This is a genomic window from Cellulosilyticum sp. I15G10I2 (assembly GCF_900095725.1).
In the GTDB taxonomy this organism is placed as follows: Bacteria; Bacillota; Clostridia; order Lachnospirales; family Cellulosilyticaceae; genus FMMP01.
This window is the reverse complement of sequence record NZ_FMMP01000014.1, coordinates 43773-66007: the sequence shown is the minus strand read 5'-3', so window position 1 is coordinate 66007 and position 22235 is coordinate 43773. Positions and strand designations below refer to the sequence as shown.

Here is a 22235-nt window from a genome sequence, read left to right as displayed (position 1 = left end):
CGTATGAACAGGCGTATTACAATCGCTTTAGCCGGAAACCCTAATATAGGAAAAACTACGTTATTTAATGAACTCACTGGTTCAAGATATACGGTCGGGAACTGGGCGGGCGTAACTGTTGAAAAAAAAGAGTCATTATTCACCTATAAAAATACTGAAATTAACCTTGTAGACTTACCTGGAACTTATAGTCTATCAGCTTTTTCTCTTGATGAAAGTATTGCACGTGATTATATTGTTGCAGAAAATCCTGATGTTATTTTAAATCTAGTAGATGCTTCTAATTTAGAAAGAAATTTATATCTTACCCTGCAGCTTTTAGAACTTGGCAAACCTGTAGTTCTAGCGTTGAATATGATGGATATGGCAGCTGAAAAAGGGATACATATTGATATTATAAAGCTATCTTCTTTACTTGGTATCCCCATCGTTCCTATTATAGCTTCTAAAAAAACTGGCATTAACGAGCTACTAGATCAGTTAACACATCCTCTACATAGCCGCTTAATCCCTACATATAAAATTTTATATTCCGGCCTCATAGAGAGCCGCATAACTCATATTACACACTTACTTAAAGACGTATCTTTAAATGTTTCACCAAGATGGATTGCCCTTAAGATACTTGAAGGTGATATGGGTATTTTGAGTTTATTACCAAAGGAATTGCAAGTTCAAATTGCTGATTACACACAAAATGTTATATCCGAACATATACGGCCATTTATAACAGATAAAAAGTATGAATCTATCGCTGATATCATTTCAAAAACCACGACAGTTACTTTATCTACAGCGCCTTCTGTTACATATAAAATTGATCAGATTGTAACAAGTAAATGGCTGGGTATACCTATTTTTGTTGCTGTTATGTTTATCATTTTCTACTTTACTTTTAACTTAGTTGGCAATCCTTTAGCTGGTGTTCTAGAGATAGTTTTTAGTTATATTACTGAATCTTGTGCAGGCCTACTTGTTATTCTAGGTGTAACACCAGGACTGAAGGCTCTTATAGTGGATGGTATTCTTAGTGGTGTTTTTGGCGTACTTACATTTTTACCAAATATTGCATGTTTATTCATTGCGCTGACTATTTTAGAAGATACAGGTTATATGGCAAGAGTCGCCTTTATTATGGATGAGCTAATGAAGAAAATCGGATTAAATGGTAAATCTATTATCCCTATGCTGCTTGGATTTGGATGTAATGTGCCTGCTATTATGGGTACCCGTACCATAGAAAACGAAGAAGATCGTTTCACCTCTATTTTAATTAATCCATTTTTCTCTTGCAGTGCAAGGCTGCCTATTTTTACATTGTTCGCCTCTGCGTTTTTCCCAGGGAAAGAAGCAGTTGTTATTTTTTCTCTTTATTTTCTTGGCATTATAGTTGCTACTTTAGTTGCTTTTATCTTTAAAAAAACACTCTTTAAATCGGATGGTATCCCCTTTATCATGGAACTCCCCTCTTACCATATGCCTTCATTTAGACATATTGCAAGTCAAGTCTGGGAGAAGGTACAAGGGTTTTTGATTAAAGCTGGAACAATTATTTTTGTCGCATCTGTTGTATTATGGTTTATCCTTAACTTTAACTTCAACGGTCCAAGTGAAATGACTAGTAGCCTTGGTGCTATGATAGGAAAAGCAATTGCTCCTATTTTTGCGCCTCTTGGCTTTGGCAACTGGCAGGCTGCATTGTCCCTTATTGCAGGTATTGTAGGAAAAGAAATTGTCGTTTCTAATATGGCTATTGTCTATGGACTTGGTGGCAGTGATCATCTCAGTGGCTTCCAAGCTGCTCTTACAAATACTTTTACACCTCTAAGCGCCTATAGCTTCTTAGTTTTTACACTTTTATACGTGCCTTGCATAGGTACTTTGGGCGCTGTCAAACGAGAAACGAATAGCTATAGATGGGTTGCATTTTCAGCAGCTTACCAAGTAGTGATTGCTTGGCTTGTTTCTTTTATAATAATGAACCTAGGCCTTTTAATAAGAGCATAACAAAAAAACACTTAAACTTAAGTGTTTTTTTGTTATGCTCTTATTTATTTACATAATTCAGCGTGGTAAGCTTCGTTTAATAACTTTAATTCTTCTTCTGAATAAAAATATACATCTTCTATATAAACGTCTTCAACTGGAACGATAAAACTCTCTATCCAATTATCATAACATTTTTCGCAAATATTAAATGAATGCGTTGTTAAGTCTTTAGAAGAAAAGTATCCCCATGATTTTTCAATATGCAAATAGTCCGTATGTGTGTCAACAATTGCGGTTTTAGCAATCTCCTTACCACAACAATTACAGAAGATTTTATCCTCATCCTCTACCCCCGCTGTCTTGTGATTATTCAATCCCGGCCACCCCCTCCGCATAATTTACGGTTTCTAACTTGTAACCTATACAAGGTTGTCTTATGACTTCTTCTATAAAGTCCTGATAACACCTCTAGACTAGGCGTAATCCCTGCCTTTATTATAAGCGTTTGTCCTATATAAGTATATAGGTAAATTTTATGTAATGCCTATCTGCTCATACCTTCTTTTTAATCAGCCGCCTTTAAATGCTAGTCCTAGTAGTATTATATTAACCACTCTAACTTTTAATGCCTCATATTTAATAGAAGATATGAAGGATCTTAAATTTTTGGCATAATTTTATAAGCTTTGGTTATAATAATTTAGAGATAATTATGATTCCTCCCCATTAAATTGTCTCACAAACCCCAATATTAATAGATAGATATGCATATGGTAATGTTTTAAAGCGATAGACTCCCTATCGCTTCTTTTTTATGCACTATCTGTATATAAAAAGATCCCACTCAAGTTATTTTATAAGCTTGAGTGGAATCTTTTGTATATTGGCGCTTAAATTATATAAGCTGTTTTTCCTTTAATTCGCTAAGTACTTTTTGATTATACGTTCTAAATTCAATTGTTCCTCGCTCGCGATCCCCCGGAATACTAGGGCTATAGGCTATATACTCCTGTAATACATCTAATTTTTCCTCTCTGCCATCATTATAAATACGCACATGTGCATGCCCATTTCTGGTATGTATTCCATAATATTCCAAAAACATACCTCTTTCATCTTCCTCTACTACAAATTTAATAGTCCACCCCGCCTTAGGTATAGCTTTATTATTTCCTATAAAAACATCTGCTTCATCAATAGTTATATGCCAAGGTTCAAAGGTTTTAGAAAAGACTTCTTTTATCTTACACATATCTTCCCCTCCAAACTTTCTTATTAATCTCTTCTGGGAGATTCCTTATTATATTATCAAATTGATTATACATACGTTCACTCCTTAATAAGATTTCAATATATATAACTAGTATTTTATTTAACAGCTATTTATATGCAAAAAAGTAGTGCTAAACATTCGTTTTAGAACTACTTTTTTGATAACACATTATTCCATTTCTGTAATAGAAGGCAGATTGTTTAGGTTATTAGATTCATCGTCATCTGGCAAAGACCTGATATATTCATTGCCACTCTTAGATACAGATACGCCAACATTTGAAAGCTCGCCTTCTTTTGCAAGCAAAATAGCTTCTTGAACTGTTACTTTTTCTCCTGAAGATAAAACATAGCCTATAACCTTATTATCCTGCTTAATGAACTTTGTTATTTGTTTTGCATCTGCCCCGCCTTTTGATACAACTTGGTTAATATTATGGGGAAGAATACCTGAATTAAAGGTGTTTTGATTTTCATTCTTCAATATTATCACTCCTTATAAATTTTATACCTTAAAATTAGTATTTTATATAAGGAGGATTTATATGCAGAAATAATAAAAACATAGTTTATTTATTGTCCTAATTTTTCTTCTATAAAACTTGCTAATTTTTTAGCCTCTTCTTCTATAATCTCTTTATCCTTACCTTCTATCATAACCCTAACCAGCGGTTCTGTTCCTGATGGTCTTATAAGGACTCTTCCTTCTCCTTTAAACTTTTCTTCTAAAGCTTCAATTGCCTCTTGAATCTCTAAATCTTCAAGATAAGCATGTTTATTTTCATTTTTCACATGCGCATTAATAAGAACTTGTGGAAAAACATCCATACATCTTTTAAGCTCTGATAAAGACTTGCCGGTCTTTTTCATCACATATAGAAGCTGAATAGCTGTAACTAGTCCATCTCCAGTAGTATTATAATCTAACAAAATAACATGGCCTGATTGTTCTCCCCCTAGATTATAGTTATGTTTAAGCATTTTTTCTAGAACATATCTATCCCCTACTCTAGTCTGAATAAGGTTAATATCTTGTTCTTTACTCATTACACTAAGACCTAAATTACTCATTACAGTTGCCACAATGGTATCTCTCTTTAATCTGCCACCTTTTTTCATATCAAGACCAATGATGCTGAGTATTTGATCACCGTCAATCATCTCTCCATTTTCGTCTACAGCAAGGCAGCGGTCCGCATCACCATCAAAAGCAATACCTACCTCCATACCACGACCAACAACTTGATTTTGAAGATCTTCCATATGTGTTGAACCACAAAGCCTATTGATATTGACACCATTTGGCTTATAATGAATAACTTCCACATCCGCACCCAACCGCTTAAGTGCAATAGGGGCTACCTCAAATGCTGCCCCATTAGCACAGTCTATAAGTACCTTAAGGCCCTTTAAATCTCCTGGAATCGTACTACATACAAAATCAATATATTTTCCTATAACATCATGATCCATATCCCACGTTCCTACTTCTTCTCCTGTTGGCAGAGGAATATTATCACTTCTTGTTAGAATAAGATTTTCTATTTCATCTTCTAACTCATCACGCAGCTTATAGCCTTCTGAATTAAAAAATTTAATGCCATTAAATTCTAAAGGATTATGAGATGCTGAGATCATAACGCCTGCATCTGCTCCAAGTTCTCTTGTTAAATAAGATACGGCTGGTGTTGGCACAACCCCTATAGATATTGCTTTAGCACCAACTGAACATATTCCTGCTACAAGAGCTGCTTCCAACATTGTTCCTGATATGCGCGTATCTCGGGCAACAATAATTTTGGGCTGCTTTTTAGTTTCTTTGGTTAAAACATAGGCGCCAGCTTGCCCTACTTGAAAAGCTAATTTACCTGTAAGCTCCGTATTTGCAACGCCACGTACACCATCTGTTCCAAATAATTTTCCCATCTTAGTTTCCTTCACTTCCTTTAAGTTGTTTTTACTTTACACATTATAATTATAAACGGATTTCCAACTGCTTACAATGTTTTAATCTGCACATAACATAGCTGCCCCTATGAGGCCTGCATCATTTCCAAGCTTTGCTGTTTTAATCTGCGTTTTAAAATCCCCTCCGAAGATATTCTCTTTTACTTTTTCAGTAAGCGGTATAACGAGGTTATCTTCTTGCTTCGAAACGCCTCCTCCTAGCAGTATAACTTGTGGCTTAAACACATTTACAGCATTGGCGATGCCAATTGCTAAGTAAGCTATATACTCATCTATTACTTCTATTCCAACCTGGTCTCCCATTTGTGCTGCATCAAAAGGAATTTTCGCATTCATTTTACTCATATCCCCGTCTACTAACTTATAAAGTTCTGATTCTTTATGTGCTTCGGCTTTTTCTTTTGCAAGATTAATAAGCCCTGTTGCTGAGGCATAAGACTCTAAACAACCTTTATTACCGCAGCTGCAAAGTTTCCCATCCTTTACAATAATTTGATGACCTATTTCTGCACCGCCTGGGAAATAGCCACTGAAGATCTTACCATTTATAATGATTCCACCCCCAACACCTGTTCCAAGTGTAAAGATCATTGCATCACTGCATCCTTTTGCCGCTCCTGCTACTACTTCTCCCAGAGCTGCACAATCTGCATCATTAGCTATACATGCTTTATAACCTATTCGACTATTTATATAGCTGACTGCATCAAAGTCTTTCACTTTTAAATTGTTCGCATAAACAATAATACCGTTTTTACTATCTATTAATCCAGGGGAACCGATACCAACGCCTTGAAGATTTTCACTATTTAATTGAAACTCACTTATAAGCATTTCACACATTTCTATAATATCATTAAATATTTCTTCGATCGTACGCTCTTTTAAAGTAGGCCTATTGTGTGATTTAATAATATTTCCCTCTTCGTCTACTAAACCTACTACAATATTTGTTCCGCCTAAATCTACACCTATATATTTCATCCCATGAGCTCCTTTTAATTATTTTTATAGGATCATCTTCTCTATAAGCTTATGATCCTCCCTGCTTTATATTTTAATACATATTCTTCTATTTGTCCCTATGTATTTTGGTGTTTTATTGTTCTATTTTTTATGATTTTAGACAAAAAAATAAGTGTCAAAGATTAGTCTCTACAAAAACTTTACATCAAAACTTGTAGAAATACTCTTTGACACTCTATAAATTTACATCTTTGCCTTACACTCTCTATGCTTCTGGCTGTATCTCACCTTCTGGCTCGGCCACTTCTTCATTAATATTAATAAGGCGTATATTAATATTAATTGGGTTATTAACAATTGTGAAATTATTAGGGACTGTTAATTCTAAAGGTAAAGTATATTCCCCTTCTGTAAGCCCTACTACATTAATTCTAGCTGTAACATCCTTAAATGTTAATGCTAAAAGTTCTTCCGCTGTAGCGCTTAGGATCATTTCCACTGAGTCTGTTAAAACTTCATATCCTAACCCTTCATCCATTCCTATAACCGTAAGATTAAGTTCATTAGTTGGTATCGTGTAAGAATAAGAATTTTCCTTCTTAATTTCTACTGTAACATTAATTTTATTATCAATATTGTCGATATATTGTACGCCTTTTGGAAGAATGAGCTCCGTTTTTACAACACTTGTTTGTATAATATCATTAAGCTGTATTTCTTTAAGGCGTATCTTTTGTACTGCATCTACCAACTCTGCTTTACCTACTATTGTAATTTGTTTTGGTGTGACAATCGTATTAGTATGCACATAACCTTTGGGCAGAGTCCCTGCAAATGTGGCTTCTAGAGGCACTGTTTTTTTCTTCCCTATTGGGAGTTTTACTTCTACAAGCTGTGGCAGCTTCTTAAGGCCATGTATCTCTTCTCCTTGATCATCATATACCTTAACTGGGACTGTTTGTATAAGCTCATCTTCTGAGAAATTTTCAATATTTATTTCTATTATTGCTTGTTTGATTCGTTCTACATCAGATTTAGCTCCTCCAATCTCAATCACATTTGGACTAATTATTGGCGTTAACGCAGTATACTCGCTGTTATTATTACCTGTTATTGTATACTGTATGGGTGTTGAAACAGTCTTTTCCTTTTCAAGTATAATATTGCTGATATCATATCTCATACCAAGAACACTAATGCCTTCAACGCCACCAAAAGAAACTGCATATTTGGCTATATTTTGAATAGAGTCTGCCGAAAGATCATTCATATAGTGAGATAAATCTAAAGTCACTGATATAAGGGTATTATCTATCTTAAGCTTATCTGTTTGAAGTCTAGGCCCTTTTATTCTTACAAGAAATCTTTGATTTTTGATTTCTTCTTGATTCTTAAGCACAAAACCTTTTTCAGCAAGCTGTGGTAAACCTTTAATAATAATAGATGTCACTCTAACTTCTTCTGGTTGCATAGGATTTTGTGTGTTAATAACAAAAAGCCACAAAATGGAAGCTAATACTAAAGAAGTAATCTTCCATGGAAGATTCTTAGTAAAAAATTTATTCATTTTTTTGCTTTCCTTTCCAGATTCCTTTCTTTTTATCAGAACGTTTTTTTCTTCTTGTAGACATTAATATCTTTTTAATAATCTCCATGTCCAAACCTCTTCTTATTTTTCCGTTTTTCACATAAGAGATAACGCCCGTCTCTTCTGACACTACGAGTACAATAGCATCCGTTACTTCTGAAATACCTATAGCTGCTCTGTGCCTTGTACCTAAATCTTTACTAATTTCCATACTATCAGTAAGAGGTAAAAAACAAGTGGCTGCTGCTATTCTGTTATTTTTTATAATAATAGCACCATCATGAAGTGGTGTATTCTTCTCAAATATATTAATAAGCAGCTGGCTGGTAATAATTGCATCTATGCTGATCCCTGTTCTTTCAACATCTCCCAGCTTTGCGTCTTGTTCTATCACTATAAGTGCACCTGTTTTATATTTAGACATATGAACACATGACTTAGCAATAGCATCTATTGTTTCATCGGTCATGCCTTCTATCATATTATCTGATGTAACCAAAAGAGAGTCGAAAACTCTACCTCTCCCAATCTGTTCTAGCGCCCGCCTAAGCTCTGGCTGAAACACAACTAGTATCGCAATGGTTCCTACTGTTATAGTATTAGATATTACCCACCATAAGGTATGTAGTTGTAATACATAAGAAAGAATGGCTATTACAAGAACAATAACTACACCTTTAAACAGGGTCCAAGTTCTGGTATCCTTGATCCATACGAGTACAATATACATAAGATAAGCCACAGCCAAAATATCTAATACATCTTTTATATCAAGGTAGGGAATATTTACAAATGCTATTTTATCAAGAGCTTCTTTTATGACTTCCACCTAACAAAACTCCTTTATTATTTATTTCTATTTTATTATATCATGTTTTATGTATGAGGTATATGAACTCCTCAAATATTTTATGATATTTGTCTAAAGACATGTAATTGCCAATACAAGCAAGACGCCCTTTCCTATTTCAAAACAAAAGAGGCCTAAGGCCTCTTATTAATCGTCTATACTTCTCTCTTGATCCCTATACATGGTTGGCATCGAGATATTACTCATATAATCTTTATGCTCTACTTTAGTATTATAGATTCTTTTTATTTTTTTATGATTAGTATTAATAAAAAGTTTAGGTACTACTTTAACATAATAATAATTGTCCTCGTCCTCAAAACTTACAATCTCTGCTCTTTGATAATCTAGTACCTTAGAAAAAAATTGAGTCGGTATTGCGATAAATGCAATGATAAGGGTAGTCATTAAGATTCTCCCCATACTTATATCAATATTTAAAAACACCATTGCTAAAACAAAACCTGCTAAATGCATTATAAGACCAATTCCAATTGCGAGGTAAGGCGCATAATCAATAGACTGTTTTCTTATTATGTAGACGATTGAAAAGACACTAAAAAACACTACTATTGTGCAAAGCATTGTTTTGTCTCCAATAATATCTGCTATGCCACCCTCAGTTAAATTTGTAAAAATACTTAATATATCGTCTTTAGTAGCAGCATGTGATTGTATAATAAGTGAGAACTGCGGCAAGGCAAACCATATAAATGTTCCAATAATAATAGCTATGATCGACACATAACTTCCAAATAATCCTGCTATCACAGGCAACAGTCCTTCAAGTCCAATATTAAAACACATCATGGCTGCAATAATAAGTAAGCTTTCCTTTGGAAAAAGCCTCATAAATAATAGATAGAGAACCCATAAAAACACAAAAGAGACAATCCCTAATACTAGATTTACCATAGCGACATAGACAGGTGTTAATAAGACAAAACCGAGTACCATCCATTTTTCTGGTAAGAATGTCCCCAGTAATGCTAAAAACAGCACTACTTCTACTTTATTAAACACCCCAATATAGCCAACTGAAGATCCGATCATCGTTATAACACTAAATACTATAATAAATTTTAAAAGCATCAAAATAACTGTTTCATATTGTTTATAAATTTTAATAAGGTTTTGTCTTATGATAAGAAGTGTCTCATTCAGTTTCATGGCATGCCCTCTCTTCATTCGCTTTATCTTGCTCATAAGCATCTAATTGTTTAAGTAAATCATCATAACCCCTTAATCTTTTTTGTGACAACGCATATCTGTTACCATATACCGCGGTAGATATCATTGTGTAAATAATAAGAACGATAAGCCACGGCATTAAATAAGGACTAATATATAGTTTTATAAAACTCATTATAGAATCTGGAAAAACTACGTTATGATTAATATTTTTCATAATATCCAATATGGCAAATAACATAGCAGCGATAGTCACACTTATTCTTGTCTTGAAGTTATTAACATAAATATAATCTTCTAAATAATAACTATTACGTCTTCTATCTTCCTTGATATATTTTTTTTCATATATAGCCAATTTTGTCATAAGAATGATTTTATCTTGATCAATCAAAAGACCACATCCTTCACTTATCCTCTAATCCTGTTTGCGTATATTTCCCTGCTGCATTCCAAAAAATCCATTCACTAAGTCCTGCATCATAGGCACCTTTTATCTGCTGCTCAATTTGCTCTTTCCCATATACTAAATAAGGTTTTGAACTTGACATTGTAAAATCTTGGAGCCATGGCCTTATAATAGCCCTTCTCTCTTCTCTTGGAATCTTCTTTATTTCATCTTGAGCAAATTCCATTGATCTTAATATTATACCATAAGCGTCAAGATGTGGATACTCTATTCCAAAAGTTCCCTTTGCATAGTGGGAAGGATAAACCATTGGACAAATATAATCAAGGTGTTTACTTAGTTCCTTAAAGTCTTGTCCAACAATATCTGAATCAATCTTACTTGTTATGATCGCTCCAAATACATCCGCTGATACATAGACGCCATAGGCACTTAAATGCTCATACATATATTTTACAAAGGCCGTAATAATTTCTGTCTTTGAGATATTCTCACTTAATATAACAGTTTGTTCATTCATTGATTCATGAAATCTTACATAGTCAAATTGTATTTCTTTAAACCCCATCTGAATAGCTTCTTCGCATATTTGCAGCAAGTATTCCCAGTTTCTCTTATCATAAGGATTCAACCATGTCTCACTCGCTTTGTTTGTATAGGTATTACCCGTTTTATCTTTAACTGCTCTATCTGGAAATTTAGGGGCTGCTACACTATCTTTAAAAGCTACTATTCTGGCTATAGGATAAATGTCTTCCTCATAGAGCCTATTCATTATAAATCTCATATCCTTTATCGGAGGATTTTCTAAAACACATCCCATTTCTATTAGCTTAGGGTTAGTACTATTAAACGTCAAATACCCTTTATCATTTTTAACGTCAATAATAAAAGCATTAACACTTGTATTATTGACAAGGCTAATATATTCTTCATATTGATTGACTCTGCTTGCGGGTATATAAATACCTTTAACAATCTTCGGTGACCTATAAAGGTCATATTTTATATCTGTTCCATCAAAATAGAAATTTTCTGTAATTTCCCCATTTTCTTCTGCTTTAGCAAAAGTTACTTTAGATATTTCACTGATTGTTTCACTCATTTTTCCGCTTAAAATAAAAGTTATTGCAATACACACAAGAACAACAGCTAGTATAAGGAATTTTACCTTCATGTTTTTTTTCTTCTTGTAATAATAGTAACTATTTGTCGGTCGAATCTTATATTTTTTCATAATTTTAAGCACTCCTACCTATATGCTATTTATTATATCATATAAAAAATAAAGTGACGATTATTGATTATGCTCTAATATTATATGTAGTCATTGTGAAGTTTTAAGATTATTCTTATTATATACATTATAGCCTCTTTTCAATTTAATATACAAGAGCATAAAAAAATCACCTTTAATTTTATAAAGGTGATCTTAAGCAGTGTCCTATTTTATTTATTCACTTAAAGGTTTCATAGTTGGAAAATCCTACTGATTTTTTTATAGCTCTTTGCAACTATTCATATCCCTATTTCTAGATGTTCTTTTTTATTCTCCATCTTAGAACTCTATGCTACTCTTTATAAGTAGTCGTATATCTGTCGTAAGATGGTCGTAACTTAGATAATGTCAGCTTGACCAATCTTCTGTGAATTAAAATAATCTTCGAAGTTAATCAACTCTGTACGCTTAAAATCCTTTGTAGCTTCTGCATAAATATCCATTGTAGTCTCTGAATCAGCGTGTCCCAGAATATCCTGCATTGCCTTTATATTCACTCCTGCTTCACACATCCTTGTAGTAAACGTATGCCGTAATGAGTGATTACTGAATCTAGGGAGTGTAACTGCACTCTGCTTCCTGTTATCTAACACATCATAATTGCAATCTCGAATAATTCTTCTTAATGCCTTATTGAGCGTTCCTTGATGCTGTACACCACCAAAACGATTGATGAAAATAAAATCCGTATATCCATCTACAACCGTATTACATTTCAATCCACATTCTTCTTGATACTGTTTTTCTAAAAGAAATGCTTCTTTTACCTTTGGTAACATAGGTATTATTCTCTTTCCAGCTTCTGTCTTTGGTGTATTGATAGCGAATGAACAGCCTTCCTCTTTCCCTCTGCTATAATATACAAGGGTATGATTAATACTTATCATTTCATCCTCTAAATCAATGTCACACCAGCGCAAACCAGTAATTTCTCCTACTCTCATTCCAGTCCATAACAAGACTATGAAAATAGGATACCACCTATGATATTGACCTTGTTTCTGTAAAAAGGCTTCAAATAATTCTTGTTCCGGTACTGTCAGAGCTTTCTTTTTCTCCGAATCGTTATTATGAGCCTTTTTGAGTTCTTTCAATGCATTGTCAGATGGATTATATCTTAAATAATCATCTTCAACCCCTAGCTCTAATACTTGATGCATTACTGTATGAATATTATCTATTGTTGCTGTCTTTAAATGCTGCGCATCTGCCAGATGATTATAAAATGCTCTTACATCTGTTCTTTTTAATTCAGCAATTTTAGTATATCCAAAATCTGGTTCAACAAATTGTGTGTACATATATTTATAGTTTTGAAAAGTATTATCTTTCAACCCTCTTTTAAGTTGCACCCACAAGTTGTATAGGTCATTAATTGTTAAGTCCTTTTTGTCTACCCTGATACCATCTAATGCATCTCGTAAAACATCAACTTCCTTATCTCGAAGCTCTTCAAGCGTCTTTGCGTAAATGGAGTGACGCTTTCCTCTTTTATCTCTCCATTTATATTCAAATGTTCCATTTGAACGCTGATATTCACCTTCTTTTAAAACTCTTTTTTTATTATCTTTGCGTCTCTCTACTGCCATGATAATTCTCCTTTCATAACTATAAAGAGAACACGCTCAACTATATTATAGTTCTGACATGTTTTCATTGTCCATAACAAAATCACATCCATTATTTATATCGAATACTGCTTATCTATGTATTCATCTAATTTTTTACGTTTAATCAACCGCTTACTCCCACACCAGAGAACAAACGAACAATTTTTATTATCAGCAATTTTTCTTAATCTGTTTATCCCAATGCCAGAATATGCAGATGCTTCCTCTAATGTCAGGTTTGCTTTTTCCCATATAGGAATTTCACGTTTTATAATATTCACTCCTTTCATCATAGATTAATTAAAATGGCATTTTCTCCTGTTCATTTTTTCTTAAATTATGAAAATCTGCATCTCGTTTCAGGTATTCATTGACAGAGGAATACACCTTTATGTCTCCTGTGTGTTCATAATGCATCACTTTGTGTATTCGTCTTAAAAATGCTTGCCATGATTCCTTATCCTCTCTCTGTGCTTCTGAGTATTGCTTTTCCAAAGTCCAATTAGAAACAATAAAGACTTTGTTATAACATGCGTATTTGTTTGAATATCTACTTGGAAGTTCTATTGGATATATATCACAATATAAAAGCATTTCTTTCAATTTGAGAGAGGAACGAAATTCATCAAATGCTATTACAGGTTGACAATTATAACTATCAAAAGGATGTGCATAATCTGTCACTCTATATACATTGGCGTATCCATTCTGTTCTAATACCCCACGTGTCTTTCCTGTTCCAGTAGCTCCACTAATATATATCACTTCCAAGTCAAGACGCACTGTTTCTTTGAACCTCTCTGTTAATATTGTAGTACGCACTTTATCCAACTTGTCTATTTGGAGAATATAATCCTGATTTATAGCAAGAATCTCTGCATTTGTCATATCATCTAATACCATCTGATATAATTCTGACATATCATTTCTTTTGCCTTTACTATCTGGTGGCTGTGTTCCATATTCCTCAAAAGAACCTTCTATTTTTGTTTCTTGCTTTAAACTGTTTGCTTCCCATTTACCTTCTTTTTTGATATATAGCACGTTATCTGAAACAGTACCTTTCACTTTTTCTATGTGAGCTTCTGGCAAGTATTTTTTTATCATCGAAAATCGAACTCTTGATGAAAATACCACAAAAACATGACTATGAAATAGCGAACCCTGCTCATCCGAAAGGCACATATAATTTAATGTTTTAAAATTAGTTTTGAAGATTTCAAATATCCGTTGATGCGTGTAACCTTTTTCTAAAGGAGCATTAATTGTCAATTGATATTTAAAAGCCTGCGTATCTATGATTAATCAACTCCTTTTTGTGCATTTTGTTCCATATTGTGAACATACTGCAAACCCTTGTGTTTTCTAATGTTCCATGTATTTGTGCACTGTTGGGTAATACTAACCAACAGTGCGGATGCTTGCGGCTCCGCCGCCGCACCGCTTTTGGTATTATCCTCTTGTCAAAGCATCAATGCATATAGCTTTCAATTTGTCCTCATTTCTAATAACAGGTACTTTTATAAATCGCAAACCTGAGCCTTGTAATAGTACAACCCCTTCACCAGTACCAAACTGTCTATTCCCCACTTTCTCGATTAATTCTTTTGGCATGAGCATGGAGTATACGCTTTCAATAGCTGCTCCTATTACGATGATCACGCCAAAATTCAATCTTGAGCCAGTTGGGAAGGCTGTTGCATCCGGACGCTGGCAAGCAATAATGAGCCTCACGGCTAGAGAGCGTCCAAGCATAAGTATTTCTGAAACCTTGTGCATTACCGCTTCCGCCTTTTTCTTTTCTGTACCGAGTAACGCCAATATATTAGCCATATACTCATCCCAAATGAGTGTAACAGGGGTTCGTAATTTGTCCTCACCAGATTGTCTTTTGTGAAGGATATTGTAAACTATTTCCAAGGCTTCTATCGTCCTATCATACGGATAGTATCTCGGACAATCTCGCAGGTAAGCAAATGTGTCATCTTGCTTAAAGTCCGAGAAGTAACAGACCGAATCATCTCCACCTTGAAGGCATATTCTCGCAAAATACTGGTTAGTTAGATAGCTCTTCCCAGAGCCTGACATACCAGCGATTAAGGTCTGGCTGTTAGTCCTTGTAGACGCATCTGTAACCACAGGTATTCTATCGCCATACCCATACCATGCATCATAATCATATCCAATCAACAGCTCATCAGAAGATGTCATCGTATAACACTTCTTTCTTTGCATTTGCTCGTCCTTTGGCAGATTTCATTACAATTCTATTTCCATTGTATTCCCCGCCATACTCCAAGTCAGCAACAAAATGAATGTTCATTATGTCTGATATCGCTTCTTTCTTTTGTTGCCAGCGTTCCATCGGGATAGTAGTATAAAACTCTCTGACAATTACATTTTTACCCTTTAACTTTTTCTTATAGATAAGTATCGGTGCTTCGTTTTTCACATCTCGCCTATCACTAAAGGCGCGAAAAACATTTGCTTCATCTTTTCTGGCAGTAATTTCTCCTAAACCTTGTATAATTCCTACAGCTATGAATATAGGGACCACTATTATAAAAAACATGATGCTTCCATTAAAAATTGGTGCTAATAGTTCTGGAACATCAACCCCCATTTCAAACAGTTGTTTCAATTTGACTAGCCCCCAAATACCTGCTCCTAGTAACAGCCATAGTGTATTGATTATTGGGTAATTTATTAATTGCCCCATGCCAAGGGTTAATCTGTACCACTGTCGTTTTCTGTTATACCGAATCTGGTTATACTTTATGTTGTCCATTACAACCCTCCTTAAAAATAAGCAAAGGGATGGATGCTAAACCAGCCCTTTGCCCCTCTTAAAACTTATAGTGATTATGCCTTAAAGATTGCTTCGACTTTGCCCTTCATGTTAAAGCTAAGCTCGAGCGTATCGTTAAGCTTTACATCCTTCGGAAGAGTAGTTCCTTCTTTTAAGAACAGCTTGCCGGCTTTAAGACCAGTTACATTCTCATCTTCATAAACAATAAAAAGATTCTTACCAGTTATGGTTTCGCCTTTATCATTCTGAAAATTCAAATCCTGAATTCCAACAAATTTTGCTTTCATTGCTCTTGTCCTCCTTTCTACCAACCTGTCATGAATTACTGGCTATATTTCAAGTGGCCTCTTGATTTAGTCTTATTATAAGGTGTATAATGTCATACATCCACGACATAGTTGCGACAGATAACTTTAATTCAAAGAAGGAATATGTGATATATGTATAACAAATTTAAGTTTGGAGAACGAATTAGTAATTTACGAAAAGAGCGATGGAAGTTATATAAAAACCATATAAATAACAATCCAAATCCCTATGAAAAATATTCATTTTGCGGAACTCAAGAAACTTTAGCAGAAGCCTTAGAAGTCGAAAGGAGAGCAATAAGCGGATGGGAGACTGGTGCAACATCCCCATCTTTAGAAAATCTTGTTAATCTATGCGAGAAGCTCGACTGTGATGTTGATTATCTACTTGGAGCTGATAAATTACCAGACATAAGTCCAATATCATTAGCATCACACTATTCTGGTATATCCACCCCAATTATCAAATACGGATTAGAAAACCCAGATTATCTCGATTGCCTGAACTTTTTTATGAACCCTGACAACTGCTCAGCTTTATTTAACGATATTACATTAACAACATGGAGTGAATACTTAAACAATCGTATACTTGATGAAATCTATGACCCTTTGAAGACTTTGATTTGTAATACATTTCAGCGTTATCAAGCCTTCACACCTTTTAAAGATTATTGTTCAGATGGTTTCAAAGAAGAACTCGCTATTGCTTTACCTAAATCTCAGATGTTTTTCTCACAACAAAAACTAGGTACTGGCATAAATATTAAAGCTTGCATTAGTGCCGATATCTATATAAATTTGAAGTTGTCACCAAAAAACGAATCCAGTTATGATACTCTTTTGAATTTCTTGTCTAGAGAAGTATATGATGCACTTTACACAAAAGCACTTATTGAATTTCAAAAAGATAATCTAGGGAAATCTTTTGTTAATTTGTTTAATAGATATTTAGATGATTAACAAAAAAGGAAATGGAGCTGATTTGTTTCAGATCCATTTCCCTTTTTATTCTTCAATAGGCTTCCAATCATCACTATTCATGACATTCTCATCCTACTATTATTATTTTATTCCTCTATGATTTTGTACTCCTTACTTAGAGGACCATTAAAAAGTTCTTTTGCAGAACTACCAGTAAATTTTTCAATAGCGGTCTGAACAGCTGGCTTCATCAAATCCAAATATCTGCATACTCCACCTTTTCCATCGGTAACTGCCTGTACTGAACCAAACATGTCTGGATGGTCTTTTATGTATGCAATATATCCTTTCAGTTTAGCCACGCTATCACCAAGCCAATCTCCATGTGGGTCAACAATCATACGTACTACATTCCCATTTCCAATCTGCTGGAAGAAAATGAAATCTGGATACATAGGTTCCAACTTACCATTAATTATGTATGGAATTGCAAGAGATGCATTCAAGTTTCTTGCTTGATTTCTGTACCACGCTACATTTAAAGGTTTAGCCAACTCAGTTCTAAGAACCTTTTGTTCCAAAGGATTCAGGTTATGATACGACCAACCCATCTCGTCACTAATGATATGTTTTTCATATGCATCATATTCTTTATTCTGACGTGTGATACTTGCCCGAACGCTAAGATTACGTTCAATATATGGCTTTGTATTACCTTCAATAGCATCCCATCGTTCTCTATGTTCATCTGACACAGCATATCGATGTGGACCATATAAGCTAAGCAATTCTTCTGTCTTATTCTCTGCCCATATTTCCATTGCCTGAACAATTTCCATACAATATCCCACGGCAGCTATGCGACCAATTGCCTGAACATCAGAATCATATTCATCTTCTTTACGCTTATTGATATAATATTTAATCAAATCAGAAGCTCCTGCAAATACACTAACAGCATGCTTATAGTATGCTACCAATCTATCAGCATCATTCTCAACAAGCTCCTCTTTATCTTCGAATTCTTCTCCTGTCAATGGGTCAACTCGTTTTACCGTAACAGTTGTATTTTTGATATCTCCAAGAGAACGCTTAAATTCTGCTGGATGCTTTTTAATTTCACCCTCGATATTATTGTAGAATTCTTCCTGAATCTGACTTTCCAAGTCTGAATCCTCATCCATATCAGATGTAATAATATCAATACAATCCCACAAATCTAAGAAATGATTTGGCTTATCATGACGCACTTGTCTAGTAATGATTCCTTCGAAGCTTGATTTAATGACATCGCTATCTACCTTTGGAATTCGTGCTAAAGCGTCAGTCAATTCCTGTTCAGTTTCTTCGATATCATCAATATTCACAACAAAATCATCTTCTGTATTTACAGCAAATTCTGTTCCAGAAACAACATCTACTGGATTTTCACCATATGTTGATGGCTCACAAATTATACTAACACCTGTAACATCGAATGTAGTAGATACACCTGTTGTAGCAGATGTAGATGTACCTGCAGCTTGTAATTTTGACAGCTTCTTTTCGACTGTTTTCTTCGCTTCACCGAAGAATTTTACATCTGCTGGATTTTTAATAATTGTTGTTCCTGGCAAAGCAACGTTATCTTCTTTTAATCGTTCCACTACAGATTCTATTGTACTTGAATCATACTCAGGAAGATAACACGCTACGGTATTTAATTCTTCCATTGTAGGAACACGTCTTGCCAATGGTGTACGAATCATACGACCAATCAGCTGTGCAATATATGTAGAATCAGTTCGCTTACGTCTTGAATAAATAACCTCTGCACGAGGGCAATCCCAACCCGTTGAAATTGCATCCTTTGCAAAAACAACTCGAATATTAGTACGTTCCTCTACTTCTTCTGGTTTCACATACGGAATCTTTCCTGCAGTGGTAACAATATCCTCATGTTCACCAAATACGTTTGCAAAACAATCAGAAATATCAAGCCATGGAAGAGTCTTATGAATCTGAGCACACAAAGCAGTCAAGGTATCCGTTGTAACCTTATCCTCAACCTGTACAACCATTAATGGAATAACTACTGGCAGAACATCCTTATCCTTCTCTGTACAGTAATCTTTCCACTTCTTTGATGATTCTGCTAATTTCACACATGCCTGTGTTAAATCCTGATGTTTTGTGTCAGCAGCTTTCTTCGGAGTACGAAGTTCAATCGTATCCTTGATAAGACCAGAATCTCTTACTGCGGATACTGGAACATCAACAGATGCTTTCATATCACGATTCTTACGTCCTTGCATTGCATTATTGAATCGTTCTGGAGTAGCTGAAATACCAACTACGCAAGGCATTGGTTTATTCACTCCATCCTGACCATCAATGATAATGCTGTAAATAGTCTTATTAGCACTATCTGAAGTTCCTTTATCATTTCCTGAGCCAAGACCTCTATGTGCTTCATCAATGAACAGATACAAATGAATATCCGAATCATCAATTGTATCGTTCAATACATCATAAAATGAACGTCCACCCTCAGCTTCATTTGACAATTTCTTGCCCTTACCAAGTAACTGTCTATTCAAGAAATAAATGTGTCCAGGCATCAATTTGCTATGATTCTTTGCAAAATCTGGTCCAATAGCTTCCATAGCAGTTGCCCCATTAAGCAAATCAGTTGCTGCATCAAATCTCTTCATAGTCTGTTCATTCAAGCTCGGACTATCAGACAGCCATAAGATTACAGCTCTATCATCTCCCGCATATGTTTCATTACCATAAAATAATCCCTCTGCAACAGCAGCCGAAATAACCGTTTTGCCTGCACCAGTCGGAGCAGTCAACGCTACAGCAGAAAGTGAACCATCTGCTTCATAGCTACGTTGCATGGATTCCATCTTATTCAAAAGAGATTTCACTGCATCCTCCTGAAAACCCTTCAACCCATATTTCATCAGTCTAACCCTCCTTCACCACAAATCTCAAATGTTCTCAGGAATGTCTCGTACAATCTATGTACTTCCACTCCTGGTAGACGTTTACACATATTTGAATAACGTCTCTGGTCATCTGTAACCACAAACACTGTCTTAATTGATTGCGTTTTCTTCACTTTCTCACAGAACTTTGAAGCCTGACCGTAGTCAAAAAGTACTCCGTAGAAATCTGTGGTTAAATAGCTCTTACCAATACGCTTAATAATCGGTCCCTGGCATCCTGCCTGCATCCAAAGAATCGGAGCAATTGCATCAAATGCTCTATCAAGGCGAATAGGCCATGCAGATTCGTATGTCAATTCGCAAAATACGGCATTCGCTTTGAATCCATCTGATATAGGCATGTCATACCCCAAATCAATATCCTTTGATGGTTTACCATAATTTCCTGTCAATGGTTTACCATTCACATCATGACCTTCGATACTACATACTGTTCGAGGCCATGTAACATAATTTGCAATACCATATTTTTCCCATTCAGGGTCTGAAGGACGAAGCCCTTTTTCTGTGTATTTCTTCTCTTCTTCCTCAGATACTTCATTATTTGTTATACAGACACAGCGTCTTTTGCCACCGTCTTCAGCGTTAAGAAGATTCACAGCATGAAGGGTTGTTCCTGACCCAGCAAAAAAATCAACAACAAGAGCGTTTGTATGGTTTTCCAGATAAAACTTCAAAACATCGTGCACCGCATATAACGATTTTGGATAATCAAAACGTGTCCCTATCATACTGTTTAATATGTTGGTACCATATGTTTCCGCATTGTGTGTGCGCATATTCCAAACTCTTTTTGGTGGAGTAGTTCCTTTCTCTATATATTTTGCAATAATTGAACCATCTGTGTTTTTTCCTATAATTGTGGCTTTACCATTCTCAATATCTTCTATTGTTCCAGATGCTAAATAATATACAGTTCCTGTTTTGTTATCTTTATTCCAGTTTTTTATACGAAGATAACCTTTTTTCCAACTAGTTCGAGCTTGTTCTGGAATCAAACTCCACAATCGTTCATCTCCATCTTTGCTTAATGGCCACAATGCTGTACATCCTTCTGGCACAAATACTGTATTTCTATCTATACCCGCTTTAACAACATCTCCTATTTCGTGTATTGTTCCATCGTCATTATTTACATATACAGGATAAAACTGATTTGGACGAGATAAACGTTTTGCTTGTGGTGCTCTTCTTCTAAATCCAAGCCATTCTATTTCTCTATCAGCTTCCTTTTTTACTTTTTCATCAAGCATGTTAACAAGCTGTTGCTGAACAGTAGCTATTCCAAATTGAAGAATAAATATGTATTCTTCTACTCTTGAGAACTGTCCTGCTCGAACAACTCCTTTAGCACTAATTACACTTGTAATCATTTGTATGTTTGCTTCAGGGAAAATCTGCTCTAACAAGAGAGCTAAGCGAGCATATTCTTTCTCATCAATCGTAACAATCAACACAGAATCTTTAGGATTCAGCAGCTGCTTCGCCAGTTTCAGACGACGTTCCATGAAAGCAAGCCACTTGCTGTGCTTGTACTGGTCGTCATCTGAAACATAATTGTTGTTGTATTTCCAGCTGCGGTTTCGGTTATTGTACGGCGGGTCAATATAGATGCAATCCACCTTGCCTGCGTAAGCGTAGGTCAATGCTTCCAGCGCATGATAATTTTCCGAATTAATTACCATATGATACGGGTCATCAGGATTGCCTCTCTCCACACGGTCAATTTCTTTCAAACCTGGATAAATTACATCTCGATAACTTACAAGAACTGCAATATCTTCAATTTCAACCTCTTTTATTTCAACATCATACTCAAGAGTTGCCTTACCTTCTTTGATTGCTTTTACAACCCACGGAATCTTATTTTCATCAGCCTCTTCATTGCCACGTTTAGGAAGAATATTCACGGTATCACCAGGAATCGGTTCTTTCTTGTACAATCTAATCGCTTCTGGCAAATTACGTTCAAACACAAGACCATATGAATGGTCCTTCACATATTTCTGAATCTGACGAGCAAGTTCAGGATTTAACTTTGCTACCTCAGAAATGATTTCATTAATATTAGCCATATTA

Annotated in this window: 20 protein-coding genes; 2 read left to right on the top strand and 18 right to left on the bottom strand. The window is 35.0% G+C overall.

Going from position 1 to position 22235, the window contains the following annotated elements:
* Positions 1 to 3: 3 nt before the first annotated feature.
* Positions 4 to 2007, top strand: a complete 2004-nt coding sequence (gene feoB, locus BN3326_RS14025) for a ferrous iron transport protein B (protein WP_069999874.1) — start codon at positions 4 to 6, stop codon at positions 2005 to 2007.
* 44 nt (positions 2008 to 2051) lie between these two features.
* On the opposite strand, the gene BN3326_RS14020 is transcribed toward feoB, so the two are convergent.
* The 16 genes from BN3326_RS14020 to BN3326_RS13945 all read right to left on the bottom strand — a co-directional run bounded on the left by BN3326_RS14020 (position 2052) and on the right by BN3326_RS13945 (position 16218).
* Positions 2052 to 2363, bottom strand: coding sequence for a hypothetical protein (locus tag BN3326_RS14020; RefSeq protein ID WP_069999873.1), 312 nt, complete (start codon positions 2361 to 2363; stop codon positions 2052 to 2054).
* Between the two features lie 521 nt (positions 2364 to 2884).
* Positions 2885 to 3241, bottom strand: coding sequence for a hypothetical protein (locus BN3326_RS14015; protein ID WP_069999872.1), 357 nt, complete (start codon positions 3239 to 3241; stop codon positions 2885 to 2887).
* Positions 3242 to 3430: 189 nt separating this feature from the next.
* The gene (locus BN3326_RS14010; protein ID WP_083258729.1) at positions 3431 to 3745 is read right to left on the bottom strand and encodes a DUF3892 domain-containing protein; all 315 of its coding nucleotides are present in this window, start codon (positions 3743 to 3745) and stop codon (positions 3431 to 3433) included.
* 89 nt (positions 3746 to 3834) lie between these two features.
* The gene (glmM, locus tag BN3326_RS14005; RefSeq protein WP_069999871.1) at positions 3835 to 5187 is read right to left on the bottom strand and encodes a phosphoglucosamine mutase; all 1353 of its coding nucleotides are present in this window, start codon (positions 5185 to 5187) and stop codon (positions 3835 to 3837) included.
* Positions 5188 to 5268: 81 nt separating this feature from the next.
* A complete protein-coding gene (locus BN3326_RS14000) occupies positions 5269 to 6213 on the bottom strand; it encodes an ROK family protein (protein WP_069999870.1) in 945 nt (314 codons plus the stop codon).
* 247 nt (positions 6214 to 6460) lie between these two features.
* Positions 6461 to 7762, bottom strand: a complete 1302-nt coding sequence (locus tag BN3326_RS13995; protein WP_069999869.1) for a CdaR family protein — start codon at positions 7760 to 7762, stop codon at positions 6461 to 6463.
* On the bottom strand, positions 7755 to 8612 hold the full coding sequence (cdaA, locus tag BN3326_RS13990; RefSeq protein WP_069999868.1) for a diadenylate cyclase CdaA: 858 nt from the start codon (positions 8610 to 8612) through the stop codon (positions 7755 to 7757). Before cdaA ends, BN3326_RS13995 begins: the two co-directional genes overlap by 8 nt.
* Before the next feature lie 168 nt (positions 8613 to 8780).
* Positions 8781 to 9803 (bottom strand): hypothetical protein, encoded by a 1023-nt coding sequence (locus BN3326_RS13985; protein ID WP_069999867.1) that lies wholly within the window; start codon positions 9801 to 9803, stop codon positions 8781 to 8783.
* Positions 9790 to 10218: a hypothetical protein gene (locus BN3326_RS13980; protein ID WP_069999866.1), complete on the bottom strand. Its 429-nt coding sequence runs from the start codon at positions 10216 to 10218 to the stop codon at positions 9790 to 9792. Before BN3326_RS13980 ends, BN3326_RS13985 begins: the two co-directional genes overlap by 14 nt.
* A gap of 13 nt (positions 10219 to 10231) precedes the next feature.
* Positions 10232 to 11470, bottom strand: a complete 1239-nt coding sequence (locus tag BN3326_RS13975; protein WP_069999865.1) for a putative glycoside hydrolase — start codon at positions 11468 to 11470, stop codon at positions 10232 to 10234.
* 380 nt (positions 11471 to 11850) lie between these two features.
* Positions 11851 to 13101, bottom strand: a complete 1251-nt coding sequence (locus BN3326_RS13970; protein WP_069999864.1) for a tyrosine-type recombinase/integrase — start codon at positions 13099 to 13101, stop codon at positions 11851 to 11853.
* Between the two features lie 95 nt (positions 13102 to 13196).
* Positions 13197 to 13412 (bottom strand): excisionase, encoded by a 216-nt coding sequence (locus BN3326_RS13965; protein WP_207646350.1) that lies wholly within the window; start codon positions 13410 to 13412, stop codon positions 13197 to 13199.
* Positions 13413 to 13422: 10 nt separating this feature from the next.
* On the bottom strand, positions 13423 to 14394 hold the full coding sequence (locus BN3326_RS13960) for a hypothetical protein (RefSeq protein ID WP_171903839.1): 972 nt from the start codon (positions 14392 to 14394) through the stop codon (positions 13423 to 13425).
* A 180-nt stretch (positions 14395 to 14574) separates the two neighbouring features.
* Complete coding sequence (locus BN3326_RS13955) at positions 14575 to 15357, bottom strand: hypothetical protein (RefSeq protein WP_242876005.1); 783 nt, start codon at positions 15355 to 15357, stop codon at positions 14575 to 14577.
* Complete coding sequence (locus tag BN3326_RS13950; protein WP_069999862.1) at positions 15320 to 15910, bottom strand: hypothetical protein; 591 nt, start codon at positions 15908 to 15910, stop codon at positions 15320 to 15322. The genes BN3326_RS13955 and BN3326_RS13950 overlap by 38 nt, the downstream gene beginning before the upstream one ends.
* Positions 15911 to 15984: 74 nt before the next feature.
* On the bottom strand, positions 15985 to 16218 hold the full coding sequence (locus BN3326_RS13945; RefSeq protein WP_069999861.1) for a hypothetical protein: 234 nt from the start codon (positions 16216 to 16218) through the stop codon (positions 15985 to 15987).
* Positions 16219 to 16371: 153 nt separating this feature from the next.
* Here BN3326_RS13945 and BN3326_RS13940 point away from each other — a divergent pair, with 153 nt between their 5' ends.
* Positions 16372 to 17202, top strand: coding sequence for a helix-turn-helix domain-containing protein (locus tag BN3326_RS13940; RefSeq protein ID WP_069999860.1), 831 nt, complete (start codon positions 16372 to 16374; stop codon positions 17200 to 17202).
* Between the two features lie 107 nt (positions 17203 to 17309).
* Here the strand turns inward: BN3326_RS13940 and BN3326_RS13935 are convergent, their stop codons facing one another.
* Entirely contained in the window at positions 17310 to 20111 is a 2802-nt protein-coding gene (locus BN3326_RS13935; protein WP_069999859.1) for a DEAD/DEAH box helicase, read from the bottom strand.
* On the bottom strand, positions 20111 to 22231 hold the full coding sequence (locus BN3326_RS13930) for a site-specific DNA-methyltransferase (RefSeq protein ID WP_069999858.1): 2121 nt from the start codon (positions 22229 to 22231) through the stop codon (positions 20111 to 20113). Before BN3326_RS13930 ends, BN3326_RS13935 begins: the two co-directional genes overlap by 1 nt.
* Positions 22232 to 22235: the final 4 nt, after the last annotated feature.

Excerpts from the sequence above, each read along its gene's own strand:
- glmM (WP_069999871.1), bottom strand. The coding sequence starts at position 5,187 with ATGGGAAAATTATTTGGAACAGATGGTGTACGTGGCGTTGCAAATACG.
- BN3326_RS13965 (WP_207646350.1), bottom strand. The coding sequence starts at position 13,412 with ATGAAAGGAGTGAATATTATAAAACGTGAAATTCCTATATGGGAAAAA.
- BN3326_RS14000 (WP_069999870.1), bottom strand. The coding sequence starts at position 6,213 with ATGAAATATATAGGTGTAGATTTAGGCGGAACAAATATTGTAGTAGGT.
- BN3326_RS13945 (WP_069999861.1), bottom strand. The coding sequence starts at position 16,218 with ATGAAAGCAAAATTTGTTGGAATTCAGGATTTGAATTTTCAGAATGAT.
- BN3326_RS13950 (WP_069999862.1), bottom strand. The coding sequence starts at position 15,910 with ATGGACAACATAAAGTATAACCAGATTCGGTATAACAGAAAACGACAG.
- BN3326_RS13935 (WP_069999859.1), bottom strand. The coding sequence starts at position 20,111 with ATGAAATATGGGTTGAAGGGTTTTCAGGAGGATGCAGTGAAATCTCTT.
- BN3326_RS13955 (WP_242876005.1), bottom strand. The coding sequence starts at position 15,357 with ATGCAAAGAAAGAAGTGTTATACGATGACATCTTCTGATGAGCTGTTG.
- BN3326_RS13940 (WP_069999860.1), top strand. The coding sequence starts at position 16,372 with ATGTATAACAAATTTAAGTTTGGAGAACGAATTAGTAATTTACGAAAA.
- BN3326_RS13975 (WP_069999865.1), bottom strand. The coding sequence starts at position 11,470 with ATGAAAAAATATAAGATTCGACCGACAAATAGTTACTATTATTACAAG.
- feoB (WP_069999874.1), top strand. The coding sequence starts at position 4 with ATGAACAGGCGTATTACAATCGCTTTAGCCGGAAACCCTAATATAGGA.
- BN3326_RS13985 (WP_069999867.1), bottom strand. The coding sequence starts at position 9,803 with ATGAAACTGAATGAGACACTTCTTATCATAAGACAAAACCTTATTAAA.
- BN3326_RS13995 (WP_069999869.1), bottom strand. The coding sequence starts at position 7,762 with ATGAATAAATTTTTTACTAAGAATCTTCCATGGAAGATTACTTCTTTA.
- BN3326_RS14015 (WP_069999872.1), bottom strand. The coding sequence starts at position 3,241 with ATGTGTAAGATAAAAGAAGTCTTTTCTAAAACCTTTGAACCTTGGCAT.
- BN3326_RS13930 (WP_069999858.1), bottom strand. The coding sequence starts at position 22,231 with ATGGCTAATATTAATGAAATCATTTCTGAGGTAGCAAAGTTAAATCCT.
- BN3326_RS13970 (WP_069999864.1), bottom strand. The coding sequence starts at position 13,101 with ATGGCAGTAGAGAGACGCAAAGATAATAAAAAAAGAGTTTTAAAAGAA.